Annotated in this window: 15 protein-coding genes and 1 pseudogene; 11 read left to right on the forward strand and 5 right to left on the reverse strand. The window is 52.9% G+C overall.

The genetic code is table 11. The features are described 5' to 3' along the window. The 9 genes and pseudogenes from H9L42_RS15145 to H9L42_RS17385 form a co-directional block, all read left to right on the forward strand. The coding region (locus tag H9L42_RS15145) for a hypothetical protein (RefSeq protein WP_187302588.1) at positions 1-243 on the forward strand (243 nt) is incomplete at its 5' end. 71 nt (positions 244-314) lie between these two features. Further along, entirely contained in the window at positions 315-4,358 is a 4,044-nt protein-coding gene (locus H9L42_RS15150) for a DUF7601 domain-containing protein (protein WP_187304255.1), read from the forward strand. 51 nt (positions 4,359-4,409) lie between these two features. Further along, positions 4,410-4,610, forward strand: a complete 201-nt coding sequence (locus H9L42_RS15155; protein ID WP_187304256.1) for a hypothetical protein — start codon at positions 4,410-4,412, stop codon at positions 4,608-4,610. A gap of 18 nt (positions 4,611-4,628) precedes the next feature. Further along, positions 4,629-4,958: a hypothetical protein gene (locus H9L42_RS15160; RefSeq protein ID WP_187304257.1), complete on the forward strand. Its 330-nt coding sequence runs from the start codon at positions 4,629-4,631 to the stop codon at positions 4,956-4,958. Further along, entirely contained in the window at positions 4,951-5,508 is a 558-nt protein-coding gene (lepB, locus tag H9L42_RS15165; protein ID WP_187304258.1) for a signal peptidase I, read from the forward strand. The genes H9L42_RS15160 and lepB overlap by 8 nt, the downstream gene beginning before the upstream one ends. A 74-nt stretch (positions 5,509-5,582) precedes the next feature. Next, complete coding sequence (locus tag H9L42_RS15170; RefSeq protein ID WP_187304259.1) at positions 5,583-6,632, forward strand: DUF7601 domain-containing protein; 1,050 nt, start codon at positions 5,583-5,585, stop codon at positions 6,630-6,632. Between the two features lie 106 nt (positions 6,633-6,738). After that, complete coding sequence (srtB, locus tag H9L42_RS15175) at positions 6,739-7,476, forward strand: class B sortase (protein ID WP_187304260.1); 738 nt, start codon at positions 6,739-6,741, stop codon at positions 7,474-7,476. Positions 7,477-7,490: 14 nt separating this feature from the next. Continuing rightward, a complete protein-coding gene (locus H9L42_RS15180) occupies positions 7,491-8,132 on the forward strand; it encodes a Spy0128 family protein (RefSeq protein ID WP_187304261.1) in 642 nt (213 codons plus the stop codon). Next, positions 8,105-8,182 (forward strand): annotated as a pseudogene (locus tag H9L42_RS17385) (hypothetical protein); the annotation flags it as partial. The gene H9L42_RS15180 and the pseudogene H9L42_RS17385, both read left to right, overlap by 28 nt. Before the next feature lie 170 nt (positions 8,183-8,352). On the opposite strand, the gene H9L42_RS15185 reads toward H9L42_RS17385, so the two are convergent. Next, positions 8,353-8,562 carry a hypothetical protein gene (locus H9L42_RS15185; RefSeq protein ID WP_187304295.1) on the reverse strand — a complete coding sequence of 70 codons (210 nt, stop codon included), beginning with the start codon at positions 8,560-8,562 and terminating at the stop codon, positions 8,353-8,355. Positions 8,563-8,719: 157 nt separating this feature from the next. Between H9L42_RS15185 and H9L42_RS17095 the strand changes: the two genes are divergently transcribed. After that, the gene (locus tag H9L42_RS17095; RefSeq protein ID WP_243235825.1) at positions 8,720-8,899 is read left to right on the forward strand and encodes a hypothetical protein; all 180 of its coding nucleotides are present in this window, start codon (positions 8,720-8,722) and stop codon (positions 8,897-8,899) included. Between the two features lie 74 nt (positions 8,900-8,973). After that, positions 8,974-9,930, forward strand: a complete 957-nt coding sequence (locus H9L42_RS15190) for a transposase (protein WP_415930460.1) — start codon at positions 8,974-8,976, stop codon at positions 9,928-9,930. Here H9L42_RS15190 and H9L42_RS15195 read toward each other — a convergent pair. The 4 genes from H9L42_RS15195 to H9L42_RS15210 form a co-directional block, all read right to left on the reverse strand. Next, positions 9,891-11,921, reverse strand: a complete 2,031-nt coding sequence (locus tag H9L42_RS15195; protein WP_187304263.1) for a GGDEF domain-containing phosphodiesterase — start codon at positions 11,919-11,921, stop codon at positions 9,891-9,893. The genes H9L42_RS15190 and H9L42_RS15195 overlap by 40 nt on opposite strands. A gap of 624 nt (positions 11,922-12,545) precedes the next feature. Next, the gene (locus H9L42_RS15200) at positions 12,546-15,188 is read right to left on the reverse strand and encodes a leucine-rich repeat protein (RefSeq protein ID WP_187304264.1); all 2,643 of its coding nucleotides are present in this window, start codon (positions 15,186-15,188) and stop codon (positions 12,546-12,548) included. 90 nt (positions 15,189-15,278) lie between these two features. Further along, positions 15,279-16,031 carry a hypothetical protein gene (locus H9L42_RS15205; RefSeq protein WP_187304265.1) on the reverse strand — a complete coding sequence of 251 codons (753 nt, stop codon included), beginning with the start codon at positions 16,029-16,031 and terminating at the stop codon, positions 15,279-15,281. A 34-nt stretch (positions 16,032-16,065) separates the two neighbouring features. Next, positions 16,066-16,812, reverse strand: coding sequence for a fibronectin type III domain-containing protein (locus H9L42_RS15210; RefSeq protein ID WP_187304266.1), 747 nt, complete (start codon positions 16,810-16,812; stop codon positions 16,066-16,068). Positions 16,813-16,874 lie beyond the last annotated feature (62 nt).

Raw genomic sequence — 16,874 nt, forward strand, 5'->3', positions numbered from 1 at the left:
AAACTGACGAAGCAGAGGATATACATAAAGAACCGAGGAAAGATAGAAGCGAGGGATTTCAAGGACAAAGACAGAGGAAAAGGCAGCTATGGTGAATATGCAGAACGGATCATAGAGGAGGCCTGCGAGGGAGCGATTGATTTCAGCATATTTGAGAGGAGAGAGCCTGTTTTCGATGGAAGCAGCGGAACCCAGACACTGATCAGAAGCCTTAGCATGAACAGAGGCATACCGCTAAGCTAGATGATAATCATTTTGGATCTGTCAACCAAAAACTCCACAACAACTTGACACCGCCATATGCCATGGAGGCATTGACACCGCAACCACCCCACACGGTGGAGGGATGCGAGGGCAAGAGCTGCGCCATTGAAGGCTGCGCATGCGAATGCCATGCCACCGCCGAGTCGGCGGAGGAGCGACTGAGCGAGGAGGAGATCCTCTACCAGCTGCAAAACGGCGGTATGACCCTCATGGCGCTGGAGGAAAACGGCGTGCACCTGAGGTCAGTGGTGCAGGACGCGAAGATCGACCTGAAATATTTCAACTTTGTCAGCGTGGGAAGCTCTTACACGGGGTTGAACGAGGACATGGTCGAACACATGAAAACGTTTAACAAAGACCAAAACTCGGCATATGTCAATCCCGGTGCGCTGGCGGATGTCCTGCCGGACACCCTGCAGAAGGATGGGGTAACAATCGCCTATAAGGGTTCCTACGTGCTCGACACGGCGGGGAGACGAACGCAGATCTACTTCGTAGGCGAGCTTGCGGTTGACGGAAAAACCTACATCTACTACGTGACGGACAAGGAGCACGGCGACAGGACGGCCTATTCCATCCTGCGCGAGGGGCAGAAAATCCTTGTCGAGTATGAGAAGGTAAGCGAGCACAAAATCACCTATCAGTTCAAGGATGCGACAACCAACAAGGCCACCGACGATGGCCCCGGCGGCAAGACGCTGGACGACGTCTTCGGCGCGGATCGCGTGCAGTGGATTGACAGCAACCAGCACGCGGAGATGAGCGTCGAAGTGCCTCGCGGCTATGAGTGCGTCATCGCCACGTATGACGACGTCAACAAAGACGACGTTGTGAATGACGGGGATGCGCAGCGCTGGACTAAGACCCTCGGCGCGATGCAGAAGTTTCAGTACAGCGGGACACAGAACGGCGAACCAAACAACGGTAGCTGGAACGCCGATCAGAAGCCCATAAACCTTACCAACGACGTGGAGGCCACGGAGTACACGCTTACCCAATCCGCCGAAAATATTATAGGCGACGTCATCGTCGTGTGTAGCTGGAAGAAGATTGACACGTTCAGCTTCGACGCCTGGGAGTGGTATCATCAGGTGTTTGCGTACAACCGCATACGGCCTGTTGATGCAAATGGAAGCGATGTAAACGACAACCCGCACAATGAAGCGGGCTACAAAGACACGTTTGACTACAACGAAAACGGCGCGACCTACGCCTGGTACTTCCGCGGCAGAACGGTTAGCAGTACCACCTGGGAGCTTGACCAGCTGGAAATCAACAAGACGGCCATCGACGTGCCTATGACGTCGCTGACGAACCCGCTGCCTGAAAATGAAGCTGATCTACCGAGCGAAACCACTGTCCTGCCTACGGGTACGGTGGTCACGGTCACGATAACCGGCTGGGGCGGGACGAACGGCACCAACGCTTATCGAAACTACAAAATAGAGGTCAGCAACTGCTTTGAGGACATCACAATAACTGGCGGCAACATGGTCGGCCACAAGCACGTGGAGATGGCCATGAACAGGCTCTCCGGCGTGGCGGAGCCGCAGTATTACTTACAGGGGAACCAGAGCAGCGGCTACGGGCATTGGGCCGACCTCCACCAGAACACCCTTGCCCAGCGGCGCAACAGCACCGACCCGAACGCCTACACCAACCCCTTCCGCTGGAAACGGGAGGACGGCTATTACCCGAAGGCCAATGTCACCCTGACCAACAAAAACGGCAAATTGATTCAGAAAAACGACACAATGGGAAACGTTGAAGGCGTCGGGGACAATGCCATTGAGTACCTCGTGCTGAAAAGCCAGCAGGAGCTGGAACAACAAACAGTGTCCGGGCAAAGCCTGTGGATGCGGTTGGGATTTGACAATGGAGAGGCCGTTGAAACCTTCGGCGGCGCGCCCGCTAACCGTCAGAGTGCTGGCTACCTCCGTGAAACTGTCGACCCGTTCAAGGTCGTTTCCTACGAAGAATGGACAGCCAGCTGGGACGGCTACTACTACTTCCGCATGACGCAGTCACTGAACAACTGGATGAACAGTGACAGCCCTAACGGCGTGGTGCTGCTGTCCATCGAGGGCGTGCCGCTACCGGGCGCGATTGACTACGTGAACGGCGCGGACGAGAGCGAGACGGAGGCCCCCATTGCGGAGAACATCAAGAACATGCCGACGCTCGACATCGGTGGCGACGGCGGCTACAACTGCGAGGAGCACAGCAATGTGGTGCTGCCCAGCAAGATGCCCGTTGACACAACCAGCCAGTTCGTGTTCTCCCACTGGGAGGTGCTGGCGGTTGAGTACGACAATGAGGCCACCAAGACAGGCAAGGTTTCGGACGAGGCGTTTATCCCGGAGGGCAAAACAGACCCCATCACGTACCAGACCTCGGCGCAGGTGGAGCTGACCTCGGCCTATGATAGCGAGATGTCCGGCGCGTTCCTCTGGCAGGACGCCGAGGCGCTCGGGCTGACGGAGAATCAGGGCAGCGGCCGCTATGTAATCACCCTCCGCGCCGTGTGGATTGACCGCAGCGAGGTGGCCGCCATCAATTACGAGGTGCGCTTCTATGTGGACGGCGTTTTGGAAAGCACCCACCGCCACGCCGTCCCCGAGGGCGCAACCGTCGTTACCGACCTGTACCTGGACTACAGCAACAAGGACGCGGGCTTCTCTCAGGGCATCCAGAATGTGCTGGACGGCAAAGGCACCAACAGCAGCAAAAAATACACCGGCAAATACATCCTCAGCGACGACACCACAGACATGATTGAAAGCGTCACCAGAGAAAACTATGTCGCCAACATCTACCTTGTCCGCGTGGATATGGATGTGAGCGTGCAGAAGCATTGGGATGGCAAGCCCGACCACGACAGGCCGTCCACGGTGGCGGTTGTGCTGCAAAGGCAGATCGTGGGCGAGGATGAGGAAAAATGGGAGTCCTTTGCCGTTACAACCCCGGCAGTCGAGGGCGGCGCGACGACGAACGAGAACGGCTACTTCAATCTGACCGTGAACAGTACCAACGACGCGGACAGCGAGATCAAAACCTTCAAATCCCTGCCGCGCTATGTCTACGATGCAAACACCGGGAAGTACGACCTGTCGAAGCAGTATCGCTACCGCACGCTGGAGCTTGACCCGAACACGATCAATGTGGATACATTGGAGGTGACAGGGCCTGGCGGCACAGTTCGTCAGCTTGGAACGGGATATCGTTGGACGGCAACATGCAGCTCGAAATGTACCTACCTCGCTTCTTACGTGGCGAATTATGATGAGAATAACAATCGGAAGATCGACATCACAAACACCTATGTGGGTAGCAACGTTTCTACGCTCGTTATAAACAAAGCGGTGGACGGCACTACCAATCGGGACGCCTATTTTGAGTTCGAGGTAATATTTAGCGGCTCGGTTGACGGGAAGAATGTGAGTGTGGGCGAGACGCTCAACTATGGCGTAGATTTCACGGTTACGGAAGCTAAAGATGGGGCTCTTGGGTCGACAGAGGTTACCGCAACGGCTACACTAAAGCTCAAGGCGGGCGAGGCGGCATTTGTCGTCGGTCTGCCAACGTGGGCGACCGTGAGCATTGAAGAGAAGCTCACAGACGAGGAAAAACAGTACTATACAACGACTATAGGACTGGACGAGGGCGAAGATGCCGTAGACGGGAACAGTCCGTTTTCACAGGTTGCGGGTGAACCGCTGAAGGTGGCAACGCAGGGAGATGATGCTATGCCGCCCATGGGCCTTTACACCGTCACCTACCACAACCACCGGGCAGAAGCCAACCCCATTACGGTAAAAAAAGAAGTCACCGGCAACATGGGCGATGTGGACAAGTCCTGGCAGTTTGAGATTACGCTGAACGAGCAGTATACCCAGAGCTTTGGCGGCATCTCCTTTAACCCGACCACAGACGGGACAGGCTCAGTCGGCTACTTCAGCATCAAGTCGGGCACAGAGAACGCAAAAGTCATCAACGGCCTGCCCGACGGCATCGGCTACACTATCCGCGAAACCGAGGCGAACACCAACGGGTATGATACCTCCTACTCCAAGACGGTGACTCAGACGCACTAAAAGGGACAAGATGGTGCCGTTACGAAGCTGGAACCGCCGCAGGCAACGAACTTGGGTTCTTCCGGCAGCGGCGGCAGCGTCTCCGGCATGGCCACGCTGGAGTACACGGACGAGCTCACCTTCACCAATACAAAAAATGTGCTCATTGATAACGGCATTGTTCTGGACAGCCTGCCGTATATCGCCATTCTTGCGGTGGTGATTGGCGTGGTGGTCTGGATGATCATCCGGCGCCGGCGGCGTGATGACTGAATGGGGTGATGGAATACTATGAAAATAAATGGAAACAGCAGACCCCCGGAAAGAGCCTATTCGGCAAGGCATAGCAAAGATCGGGTAAGGGACGGCCCCCAGGAGCCGCACAAAGCGGCAGATACTTCCCCCTCCCCGTGGCGGGCCGTCGCAGCGTATCTTGGGAAGCTCCGCTTTAAGCGCCGGGTCTTCGGCGGCGTGGACGAGGCGGACGTGTGGCGGAAGATAGAAAAGCTCAACGGGCTGTATGAGGAGGCGCTCCGGGCCGAGCGGATCCGGTACGACGCACTGCTTGCCGAGCAGCGGCGGCAAACAGCCCGCGGCGAAGGATGGACAGGCGATGAGTAGGCAGAAGGAACGAAAGCGCCTGCCTACCCCGGCGGAGGTAATCGCACGGCGCCGGGATGCCATCGCCCTGCGGCGAGGGTATTGGAGCCTGCTGTGGCGGATCATCGTCATCGCTGCTGTGTGTTGGCTGATGTTTACCCAGGTGTTCCTGCTGACCCAGGCGCAGGGCAACGGCATGTTCCCCGCCGTGAAGGACGGCGACCTGGTAATCGCCTTCCGGCTGCAGGGGGACTACGCCAAGGACGATGTGGTGGTCTACACCGTGGACGGCCAGCGCCGCGTCGGGCGCGTCGTTGCACGGGAAACGGATGTGATCACGCTGGACGACAGCGGAACGCTGCTGGTCAACGGCACCGTCCAAAGCGGCGAGATCCTCTACCCCAGCTACGCAAAGGAGGGGATTACCTATCCCTATACCGTTCCGGAGGGTCATGTGTTCATCCTGGGCGACTACCGGACCCAAACAGAGGACAGCCGGGATCACGGCCCGATCCCCATGGAGGATGTGGAGGCCAAGGTCATCACCATTCTCCGCAGACAGGGCATATAACCCGCAGAGTAAATGAAGCTGGATTGCCGAACCCGCAAGGGCGCAATCCATGAAATATTAGGAGGAAAACCACTATGAAAAAATTTCTATCGGTGCTGCTCGTCCTGGTTCTGACGTTAAGCATGGGCACCGTGGCGTTTGCGGCGGGTGAGACTGACATGAGTCAGGTGGAAATCACCATTAAGTATACGGCCACAAACATGAACACCATTTCCCCGGAGGAGACGTTGCAGTTTACCGCTACCAATAACGGCGTGACGGACGGCAAGGGAAACACAGTCAACACTACGCAGCCGAGCCTTACCATTCCTGCTGTGCAACTGACTCAAGGTCTGGCAGGGAATGGCACTGGGGGAGAAGCAAAGCTAACCATCACGCTGCCGAGTGTTGGTACTGGTGGTTTTGAAACCGTTGGCGTGTATGAATATACCATTACGCCTACTGCCGGCACATCCGGCGGTGTGGCCTATCACACGAATAACATCAAGCTCTACGTGACCGTCATGCAAGGCGATAACGATCAGCTGCGCATTGCCGCCGTCCACGCCGAGCAGAACGGCGGCTACAATGCACCCGGAACCGATGGCAAAACTGATGAAATCGACATGACCTACTCCGCCGGCCAACTGAAGGTGACCAAGACGGTCACCGGCAACATGGGCGACAGAGACAAGTACTTCAAAGTGGCCGTCACCCTGACCGGTGAGCAGAACAAAAACTACGCCCAAAACTACACGGTAACCGGTGGCTCGAAGATTGAGAACGGAACAAACGATTGTACCGCATCCACTATCACCGTAGGCAAGGCCACGGCCTTCTATCTGAAGAACGGCGAGACCATCATCATTGAGAACCTGCCCTACGGCGTAACCTATACGGTTGAGGAAGACGGTACCTACATGACGAGCGAGGGCTACGATGCGCCTGTGTATACATACTCGGATAGTGGTGAAACAAAGAGTATGAGCGAGGCGGAGGAAACCGTCACCATCACCAACAACAAGGGGATGAATGTTGACACGGGCATCGGACTGGACAACCTGCCCTACATCATGATGCTTGCCTTCGTGGGCGTGGGCCTGGCGGTGTTCTTTGTGAAAAAGCGCTCTTCCCGCGAAAACTAAGAAGGGCGATACCATACGATAAACGATAGACCGCTGCTGCTGAGGGCGGAAAACCGCCCTCAGCAATAACGGCGGATCCCCGGACGGAAAGGAGGGCAGCCGGAGAATGGATGAAAAAACAATACGACATCGGATTTTGAAGGCTGCCAATTCTGTCATTGCCTTTTTGGTTGTGGTAGCCCTGTGCGTCTGCGGTGCTTATTCCGTATACACTCTGTGGGACAACAATCGGATCTATACAGCCGCCGAGGATGTGCCGGACGGCTCCACCTTTGCTGAGCTTTTGGCCATCAACCCGGATGTGTGTGCCTGGATCACGGTGGACAACACGAAAATCGACTACCCCGTTTTGCAGGGGGAAACCAACCTGACCTATATCAACACGGATGTGTACGGGAACTTTGCGCTGGCGGGGAGCATTTATCTGGACTCCCGCAACACCCCGGATTTCTCCGACCCCTATTCGCTGCTGTACGGCCACCACATGGAAGGCGGCGGCATGTTCGGAGACCTGGATCTGTTTAAGGATAAGGCGTTCTTTGAGGAGAACAGGACGGGAACGCTGCTTGTGCCCGGCAAGGGCTATGATCTTGAAATTTTTGCCTGTTTGCTGGTGAGTGCGTCAGAGGACAATATCTTCGAGCCTGACCGGTGGCGGACTGATATAGATGGTCTGCTGGATTATGCGGAGGAAACGGCCATGTATGTCCGGCAGGAAACGGTAGAGGAGCTGCGCAATTCACAAGCGCCGCTGGTGCTGGCGCTGAGCACCTGCTCGTCTGAATTTACCGATGCAAGAACGATCGTGCTGGCGGCAATGCAGCCCCGCATGGCGGCGGAATAGGAGGAATGCGGAACATGAAAAAGAAAGGATACAGGGCCTTCCTTGCAGGCGTGCTGCTGGCGGTGTTGACCGTGGTAGGGCTTCCTGTGACGGCGCTGGCGGCGGAGCCGCTACGAGTGGAGCTGCCGTCTGTGGAAGTAAAGCTGGAGGGAACCGCCCCGTCGCCGACAGAGGAATATCAAATCGTGCTGGAAGCGGACAAGATCTCCTATCCCATGCCGGAGGGCAGTGCAGATGGGAAATATACCCTGACCATCACAGGGAGTGAAACGGCAAGCTTTCCCGACATTTCCTATTCGGAGCTCGGCGTTTATAGCTATACCATTTATCAGGTCAAGGGCAGCAACAGCCAGTGTACCTATGACGAGACGGTCTATACTATGAAGGTGTATATTACGAACGAGGGTGTGGAGCGCGTGGTTAGGGTGAAAGATTCTGACGATCCGGACGCAAAGAATATGGAGGTCGTGTTCACAAACAAGTATCCGACTGCGACAGACGACCTGGACGACCCGATGCCCCGCCGGGATCGACTGACGATCCGGAAACGCCAACACCGTCGACCGATCCGGATAATCCCAACGATCCGGACGGACCGCAGACTGGTGACAGTTCCCATCTATGGCTCTATATCTGCCTGGGCGCCGTCAGCCTGATCGTCCTCGTGGCGCTGAGCCTCACGAAGCAGCGCAAATCAGATGAATAAAAACGTATTTTGCGTCCGGCCACACAAAGTGAGAGCTTCTTGTGGCCGGGCGTTTTTATTTAATAGGAAATATCGATTATAAATAGGGAAATGAAAAAAGCACCATATAAGGTGCAGTGGGAGAGGAAATGCATAGGAAATAGAGACTGTAACAGCCTCAGGAAAGTAACTTATTCATTTAAGAAGTAATCCATATCCAGAATATCTTCATCAGACATTCGTGCTATCTCTTTAGAAGAGTAGCCAACCGGTGGATTCTTGATGTATTTGTCCCTTGCTTTTTGTGCATATTCCGATTCCGTCATGGCAACGCCATTCACAACATAGGTAACGATCGATGTATGTTTGTCTTCCTTGTACCCATCATCAAAAAAAGTCATGTCATACCTCCTGCAAGTCTAAAGACAGCCCTGACGCTAAAAATATTTTTCGCAAAAGAAACACAAAAAAACCTCCCAATCCAGGGAAGTTGTGAGAAAATAGAATGGAACAGAAACCATTTTTTCGCAACAACCAAAAAGGAAGGAGGTTTTTTCCATGAAAGGACAAAGGAATCATACCAGAAAAGAGACCAGAGACAACCTGAAGCAATGCAGCCTTGCCCTGGAACTGGCTCGTATCCTCAAACATTTTTTCCCGGACTTGCTTCTCTGCTTCGGCAACTGCCCGATCCCAGACACCAAAGCTATATCACCTATCCGGCCCCGGTGCTTCTAATGACACGAATCCTTTCTTCTCTATGCTACATCAGCAGCATGCGGAAAACAAGTGAAGAATTTAATTCGGAGCAAATGATTGCAAATATCTGGACGCTTTGCGGAGAAGCAGATGCCGGAAACGAGCTTCCATACTGGGAAACGATGAATCGATACTTAAAACGTCTGAAACCGGCCTGTTTGCAGAAGGTACAAACCCAATTAGTCCGTCATTTACTGAGAAGCCGCGCCTTTGAAGCGGCAAGAGTTCGCGGGAGATACTGGCAAATTCTAATTGATGGAACCCAGTTGTACCGGAGCCGGAATTCCTTGGATGAAAGGAGCCTGTACTGTATTCATAACAAAGGAACCGCCAACGAATACCGAGAAAACTACTATTATGTCCTGGAGGCGAAATTGGTCCTTCATTCCGGGATGATCGTCAGCCTTCTGAGCGAGTTTGTAGAAAACGAAGAAGGGGGAGAAGCGGAGAAACAGGATTGCGAACGAAAGGCTTGTTGGAGATTGATGGAGCGGCTGAAAGAGGAGTTCCCGAGACTGCCCATCTGTCTGAGCGCGGACAGTTTGTATGCATGTAAAGGATGGTTTCAGCGGTGTGAGCAATCCCACTGGAAATACATCCTACGGTTCAAAGAAGGGAGCATTCCCAGCATTGGAGAAGAATACCAGAGCCTGAAGGGCTGCCAGAAGAATCGGAGAGAAAACAAGGAAGATGGCTGGTGGTATGATTTTGTAACGGGAGTGGAGTATGAAGGGAACAAACTGCAAGTGCTGGAATATGAGCCAAAGAGGGCGAGCAAGGAGGCGCCTGCCTTTCTGTTTCTGACAAATCTGCCGCTGCAGCATACGAATGCACAAGAGACGGCAGAGCTGGGCAGAAGAAGATGGAAGATGGAAAACGAAGGATTTAACACGCAAAAGCGGCAAGGATACAATCTGGAGCATCCCTACAGCAAAGACTATGAGGCACTCAAGAACCATTACTATCTGATTCAAATCGGGCATATGATTGCCTCCTGGATTTTCCCCTGATACTCCTGAAATACCGTTTCCGTCAGTTCCAGTTCCAAAAATTCCGGCGAAGCGTCATGTTTTTTCTGCACTTCCACAAAAGGCGGCAGAAATTCCGGGTCCTCCAAATGAACCCGGGAAAGATTTACGGAAATCCGGAGAAGCGTCAGCCCGTCGTCCAGACACTTTTTCACGAGAATACAGACCTGTTCAAACATATAGAGATCCAGCTTCCGAATAAAACCTGTCCGCTCAAACAACGGAATGAAGCGATCCGGCGAGATCAGCCCCATATCCTTATCCTGCCAGCGAACCAGAGCCTCCGCCCCGCAGACTTTGCCGCTGGAAATATCCACCTTGGGCTGCAAATACAGTTTGAAATCTTGATTTTTCAGCGCCTCCTGCATTTTGTTCCGAAGAACGTTTTCCTCGCGCAGACGAAGCCGCTCGCCGTCCTCGTAAAAGCTACAGGAGTAGAGCATATGTTTCCTGTCGCCTTTTGCCTTTTTTCGGGCAAGGTTCGCCCTGTCTCTGATATAGACGATCGGCAGGTCGGTATCGGTAATTCGGTATACCCCTACATGAAACATCAGCCATTGCTTTTCCGAAAGACTTTCGTTAAATTCGTTAATTTCCTTCACGATAAATTCCATTTGCTGTAAAAGCATTTCTTTCGGTATCGCGCGGCTCAAAACGTTAAAATCATCTGCGCTGAAACGAGTCAGCCGCTCGCCGTCTTCCATATGCCGGCGAATGGTATCATGAACATGCTTTAAAATACGGTTGCTGTTATCATACCCGTAACTGTCATTAAACACTTTGAAATTAATGATGTTGACTGAGATAAAGAGATAGTCCCCTTCCGCTCCGCTGCGAATCAGCCGTTCCGCTTCCTGATCAAAACGATATGGACTGTAACCGCCGGTAATCGGATCCGTCAGGAGCATACGCGTATTCCTGCGGTAGAAAAAAAGCAGAACAAGAATCAGAGAGGCAAAGCCCAAGATAATGACGCCGCCGAGAAAAAACGCCTTGTGCAGCAGAGGAGCGAAACCTCCGGTTATGGTCTCATTTGCCGCAACCATCCATACGCACAAATCCGTATCGCCCACACGCGTAAGGTGGGCGGTTCTTACAACCCCGTCCTGCGGGTAACGAAACCGAATCGAGCTGTTCCCGCCTGCAGCGGTGATTTCTTCGATTTCCTCTATGGTCGTCTTTCCCAGAATCTCCGCGTTCCAACGCAACGTATCAAACAGATTGTTGCTGTCTTCAAACCCCTCTCGTCTGTTGAACTGCGAAACGTACGCATTTTCGGTCATAAAGACTTTCGTTCCGTCCGACTTGATGACATTGAAAAAAACGTCGCCGCTGTAATAATATTCCTGCAAAAAAGGATCCGCCCATTGCTGCGAAGCGGGAGCCGCTAAAGCCCCGATAATTTTCCCGTCCTTTTCGCCGGAACGGATTGGAACCGCGAAAAGCGGCAGATTCTTCCGGGAGGAAGCGCTTTTCCTTCTTTTGGTTTTGACATCGATCACCGACTCTCCGGCGAGCGCTTTCATAACCCCTTTTTCTCCGGAAAAGTTGCGGGAAACGCCGTCGGAACAAATCGCCGTGCCGTCCGGGAAAACATACGCAAAAAACTGAAACTGAAGCAATTCCGCCCGCTTTTGCAGCTCCGCCTGATCCTGCAATTCCTCCTTTCCCTTTTCTCCCTCCGAGTCTGCCATAGCCGGCACGCTTTCCTGATCGCAGCTATGCGAAACCGATTCCAGGATCCGCAGCGAACGATCCAGTCTTTGTTCCAGCGCGTGCCCCACACTTTGGGATAACTCGGATATATAGCGATTTGTTTCGGAATCAATAGTCCGGCGCGTTTCATGCAGCCCCGCGATAATCGCTCCCACTACAAAACAGGTTCCCGCGATCAGAAGAGCGCAGACCAGAGGGATCAGAATCCTGTAAACTCTGTACGACACACCTCTGATGGCTCCTTTTTTCCCGCTCATGACTTGCCCTCCCTATTAAATCCGGCACACAAAAAATTCATTTTACAGTTCACTATATCACATCTGTTCCCAAAACACAAAGAATTTGTCGAAAAACCTCATATTTTGACCGAATAGCGGGAATCGGAAGCCCTCGCAGCCTCGGAGAAGCCGTCTCTTCGGAGCTGCCGCATGATCGGCCCCCCGGGATCTTTTTGTATTGGCGAAGGCTCCGGAATCTTTGCAGAAATTGCCTTGGCGGAAAATCGGCGCAGCCCCTTGCCCCTCCCCTTTTCCGAACAGTATCTTTGGAAAGCTCTGCCGGCGGCGCTCTCAAGCTACCGGCGAATACAGGCATTGAGCGGAAAATCCCGGCACCCCCGGACATACCGAACAAGTCAGGCAGTCGGGACAAAGCAGGCAGGACAGGCAGAGCGAACAAACCTGTCAATCCCGGGATGTGCCCCGGCAAATCGGAAAAACTGCGAAAGCCGCGCAAAGCGGGCATAGCGGAGAAATCCGCTGTTCCCGGATTTGCCGAACAAATCAGGCAAACCGAACACGTTACGCAAAACAGACAGGACAACCCCGACAAAGTGAACGGCGCAGAACCCGGGCATGCCGGGACGCGCCGCGCGGAAAACGCTATCTTACTTTTATTTTCCGCGCTTTGCTGTATGCGCCGTAAATTTTAGTCTTTCCAACCTGCTTGTAGGCTCTGACCTTGCAGTAATACGTCTTTTTCCGTTTCAGTTTTTTAAAGGTCTTTGCGGTCGTTTTGTTTTTCCGCACAAAGACTGTCTTCTTGCCTTTTTTGAATTTCTTATTCCGGGCAATCGTCACCTGGTAGCCGGTCGCCTTTTTATCCCGCTTCCATCTTACCTGAAGGGTGCGCGCCTTTTTGGAGACCGCCTTGCGTGAAATGGCTTTCTTCGGCTTTACTGTGAGCGTAATCTTTTTCACCGCTCCTTTGTATTTGGAGGTTGCCGCCGCCCGCACCGTGATCGTCGTCCTTCCGGGGCCTTTCAGCGTAACCCTCCCCGCCGCGCTGACCGTCGCAACCTTTTTATTCCCCGATTGATAGGTCAGCTTTGTTTTCCCTCTCGCGTTCAGATAAAAGGATTTGTTTCCGTAGGTCTTTGTATATGCCTTTGCGCCGGAGATGGTCTGCGCCATGGCGGCTGCTGCCGGGTTTCCCTTTCCTTTCGGCGGCGGAATCAGCCCTGTGAGATCCGGCTTTTCTCCCGGTTTCAGAGAAACGACCGTCATGCTTTTCCATGTGTCGGAATCATAACCGGAGGCGTTTTCCGGTCTGTAGATTTTCGGAACGTTCCTCCCGAAAGGATCGCCGCTGATCGTCGGCGCGTCTCCGTTTAGAACGATCACTTTCAGCTCATCTGCGTTCAGGAACAGTTCGTCCTCCATGTAGTGAAAGTTTTCCCCAAATTCCAGCCAGGTCAGACCGTCTCCGCTAATAAAGGAGTTGGAAATCCGTTCCACGTTTTTCATGGAAAGGGTGGATTCGGCGTAATCCATATCAAAAGACAGATGCCCCATCGTTCCCACATCGCCGATCGCCTTCGTCTTATTCAGGTCAACCGGGAACCCGTAACAACACGAGATTCGCAAAACGTTCAGAATTTCGTCCGGCAGGGTAAGACTGCTCATCATGCAGTAACGGAAGTAGTCGTCCCAGGAAACGATCGCCTTTGGCCAGCCGCTGACGGAGAGGATTTGGTTAAAGGCAAACGCCTGAGCCCCCATATAGGTCAACTGCGAGCCTTCCGGAAAGACAATCCGAAGCCCGCCCGATTCGGAGGAGGTCCACATGATTTCTTCAAAGGCATAATCCCCGATATAGGTCAGGCTCTTTGGAATCGTTATGGTAAGGGTTCCCGTTCCGATTGATCCGGAAAAGGGTCGTCTCCCCAGATAAACAAGCGACGGGGGCAGGTCGCCCGCATGGGAAGCAGAAAGCCCCGCTTCGTCGCCGATATAGGTAACGCTGTCCGGCACTTTCTGCGGGATTTTCTCAAACCCGGTCAGCGAATTGGGGCCGATATACAAAAGACCTGCCGGAAAAGACGCCAGATTCGGAGCATGGTATCCCAACTGGGATAAAATAACGTCGCCGTAAAAGGCTTCGCCCGCGATGCCCTTGGTGTCCGCTCTCAGACTTATGGTTTTGGGAAGTTTGCTCCGATCCGCCCATTTCTCATCGTCCTTTTCCATTTCAAAATTCCAGAGAAACGCTTTTCCAAGGTACAACGCCCCTTTCTTTTGCTTCGCCAGCCAGGGCGTGTCCTCGATGCTGTTTCGATGAACGATGTAGAGACTGTCCGGGAACGTAATATCTGCAAGCTCCGTGCAGCCTTCAAAGGCATACTCGCCGATTTCCTCCAATCCCTGCGGAAGAGAAATGGCAGGAAGCGTCTTGCACCAGTAGAACGCATTGTTTCCAATCCGCTTTAGACGGCTGTCGCCGCGAAACGTAACCTCGGTAAGATGGCCACATGAGGAAAACGCGTTGTCTCCGATTTCCGTTACGCTGGCGGGAAGAGAAACGGAAGTAACCCCGTACCCTCCATAGTAAAAGATTTCCTCCTCCACCCGCTGAACGCCGTCCGGAATCTCCACATGTCCGGACGTCTTCTCCCCGACAAAGTAACAGATCGTATCGTTAATAAAGATAAAGTCCTTTCCTTCCTCTCTTGCCCGGTTTACCTGCTCCTGTAGCCACGCGGTTCTCAGAAACGCGCCCTCTCCAATATCGGTAATCTCCCCGGGAAGGGAAAGGTTTTCCAGCCCGGAGTTAAAGAACGCCTTGTCTCCGATGCTTGTGACTGTAGAGGGGATATTGATCGTTTTCAGAGAGGCGCAGTTATAAAAGGCTCTGTCTCCGATGGTTTTGAGCCCCTCCGGAAGAACGACGGTTTCCAGTCCGCTGATGGAATAATCGTCCCGTACCGTTCCAAAAGCTCTCTCTCCGATATAAGTAACCGTGTCCGGCACCTCAATATAAGCCACCGGATTGTCGTTCCTCTGCTTCAAAGACATATCCGCGATCCCTACCACCGTATATCCGTCCAGCGTTTCCGGGATAATCAGCCGCTCGAGGCTTCCCTTGTAAGCGGTAATTTCAATCGTATTTTCCGTTACAAAGCGGTAGTCGAACTGCGCGCTGTCGTCCTGCCCGGAGTCCGTCGCCGCCGACGCTCCCGCAGGGAGCATGGTAAGCATCATGCAGAGCGCGATCAGAAGAGCCGCGCATTTTCGGGTTCTGTTCATACAAATACCTCCTGTTCTTGCGCAAATAGGATACCGCCGGTAAAAGGCAGTATCCTATTCGTCTAAGGGCTCTGTTTGAAAGAAAAATGGTTATTGTAATCTGAATACTTCGGCATCCGCGTATCTGCCGGAGAACAGAGACATGATATACACGCTTTTGCTCGTCTTCGATGTGGTAAACATCACGGTTGCGGCATATTCGTACCGGTTGTTGTCAAAATATTGGAAGTCCCCGCCAATCGCCGTGATATGGATATTCTTTGTTTGCCTTTTCGGCACGATCGAAGTATAGACATTCGTCCGTCCATAGGCGTCGGATAAGGACGCGGTGTAGTTCTTCACAATCTTCCCTGTCGCGCGGTCAATGACAAACAGCTTCGAGCAGGCGGGACCCGGCATAAAGTACATGCTGTTTCTCGGAGACGGATTCTTGATCGAGATTTTTACAACCTTGCTGCCCAGCCCGTTGGCGTGCATTACGATTTTTCCGCTCGCTTTGTAAATCCGTTTTACTGCGCTGAACTTGCCTTTTTTTCCGTTCTTTCTGACTGCGCGCACTTTGTAGTAGTTCAGCCCCTTCGCCTTTTTATCGTTGTAAGTTCTCTTCTTTGTCGTGGCGATTCTCTTGTACTTGCCCTTCAGCTTTGTGGCGCGGTACACCTGGTATTTGGCAGCCCGCTTCACTTTCTTCCATTTTACCACAACTCTGTTGTTGGACTGCTCAACCTTGAGTCCCTTTACCTTTCCGACGCTCGCGGCATCGGCTGTAATCGGAGTGGCAAACGCCACTGTCAACGCCAGCGTCAGCGCCAGAGCTACAGACATAATCTTTTTTGTCTTCATCTTTTCGCTCCTTTCATCTCCTTTGTTTTGTTTTTTAACGAACCTTTACTTTTTTTACAACACTGTAACTTCCATACGCTTTTGTTTTGCCGGATTTGTTGTAAGCTCTTACTTTTACATAATACGTTGTTCTCTTTTTCAGCCTGCTGATCGTCTTCCGGGTTGTCTTGTTTCTCGTAATCGTAACGTTTTTCTTGCCTTTGGTGAACTTTTTGTTTCTCGCGTAAGTGATCTGATAGCCTGCGGCCTTTCTGTCCCGTTTCCATCTTACCGTCATCTTGCGTTTTCCTTTTTTCACCTTTACGTTGGTTACGCGCTTCGGCTTTTTTACCGCCTTCGCTTTGCTGCCGCTTTTCTTTGCCGTATACTTGTAGAGCTGGCTGTGTCCGCTGACTGCGCTGTCGCCCCACCATACGCCCTCCGGATCGGCAATCGCCTGTACGCGGAAGGAGTACAGCCCGGTTCCGTGTTCTTCGATCAGATCCGTGAAATCGCATTGATTGGTTCCTTTTTTCGCATATCCCTCCGCCAGGGTGGAGATGGATTTTCCGTTTTTATAAAGGAACGCCACGCACCACATTTCCGAACCGGCGGAGGCTCCGGTTGACCAGGTTGCCACAGCTTTTCCTCCCGTCAGCTTCCACTTGAGATTGGTCGGAGTGGAAAGCTGCTGCGCCGAATAGGCGAAGGACGATGCCGGTATGGCGAGCAGTCCCATACAGATTGCCAGAAGAATGGCAATGCCTTTTTTTCTCATATCGCGCTTTTCCTTTCTCTTCATTTTATGCTCTTTCCTTTGGTTTTGTTTCTTTTCGCTGCTTTGGTCTGATTGGCTCGTTTCGC

This window comes from Zhenpiania hominis (assembly GCF_014333425.1).
GTDB classification, from domain to species: Bacteria; Bacillota; Clostridia; order Peptostreptococcales; family Anaerovoracaceae; genus Hominibacterium; species Hominibacterium hominis.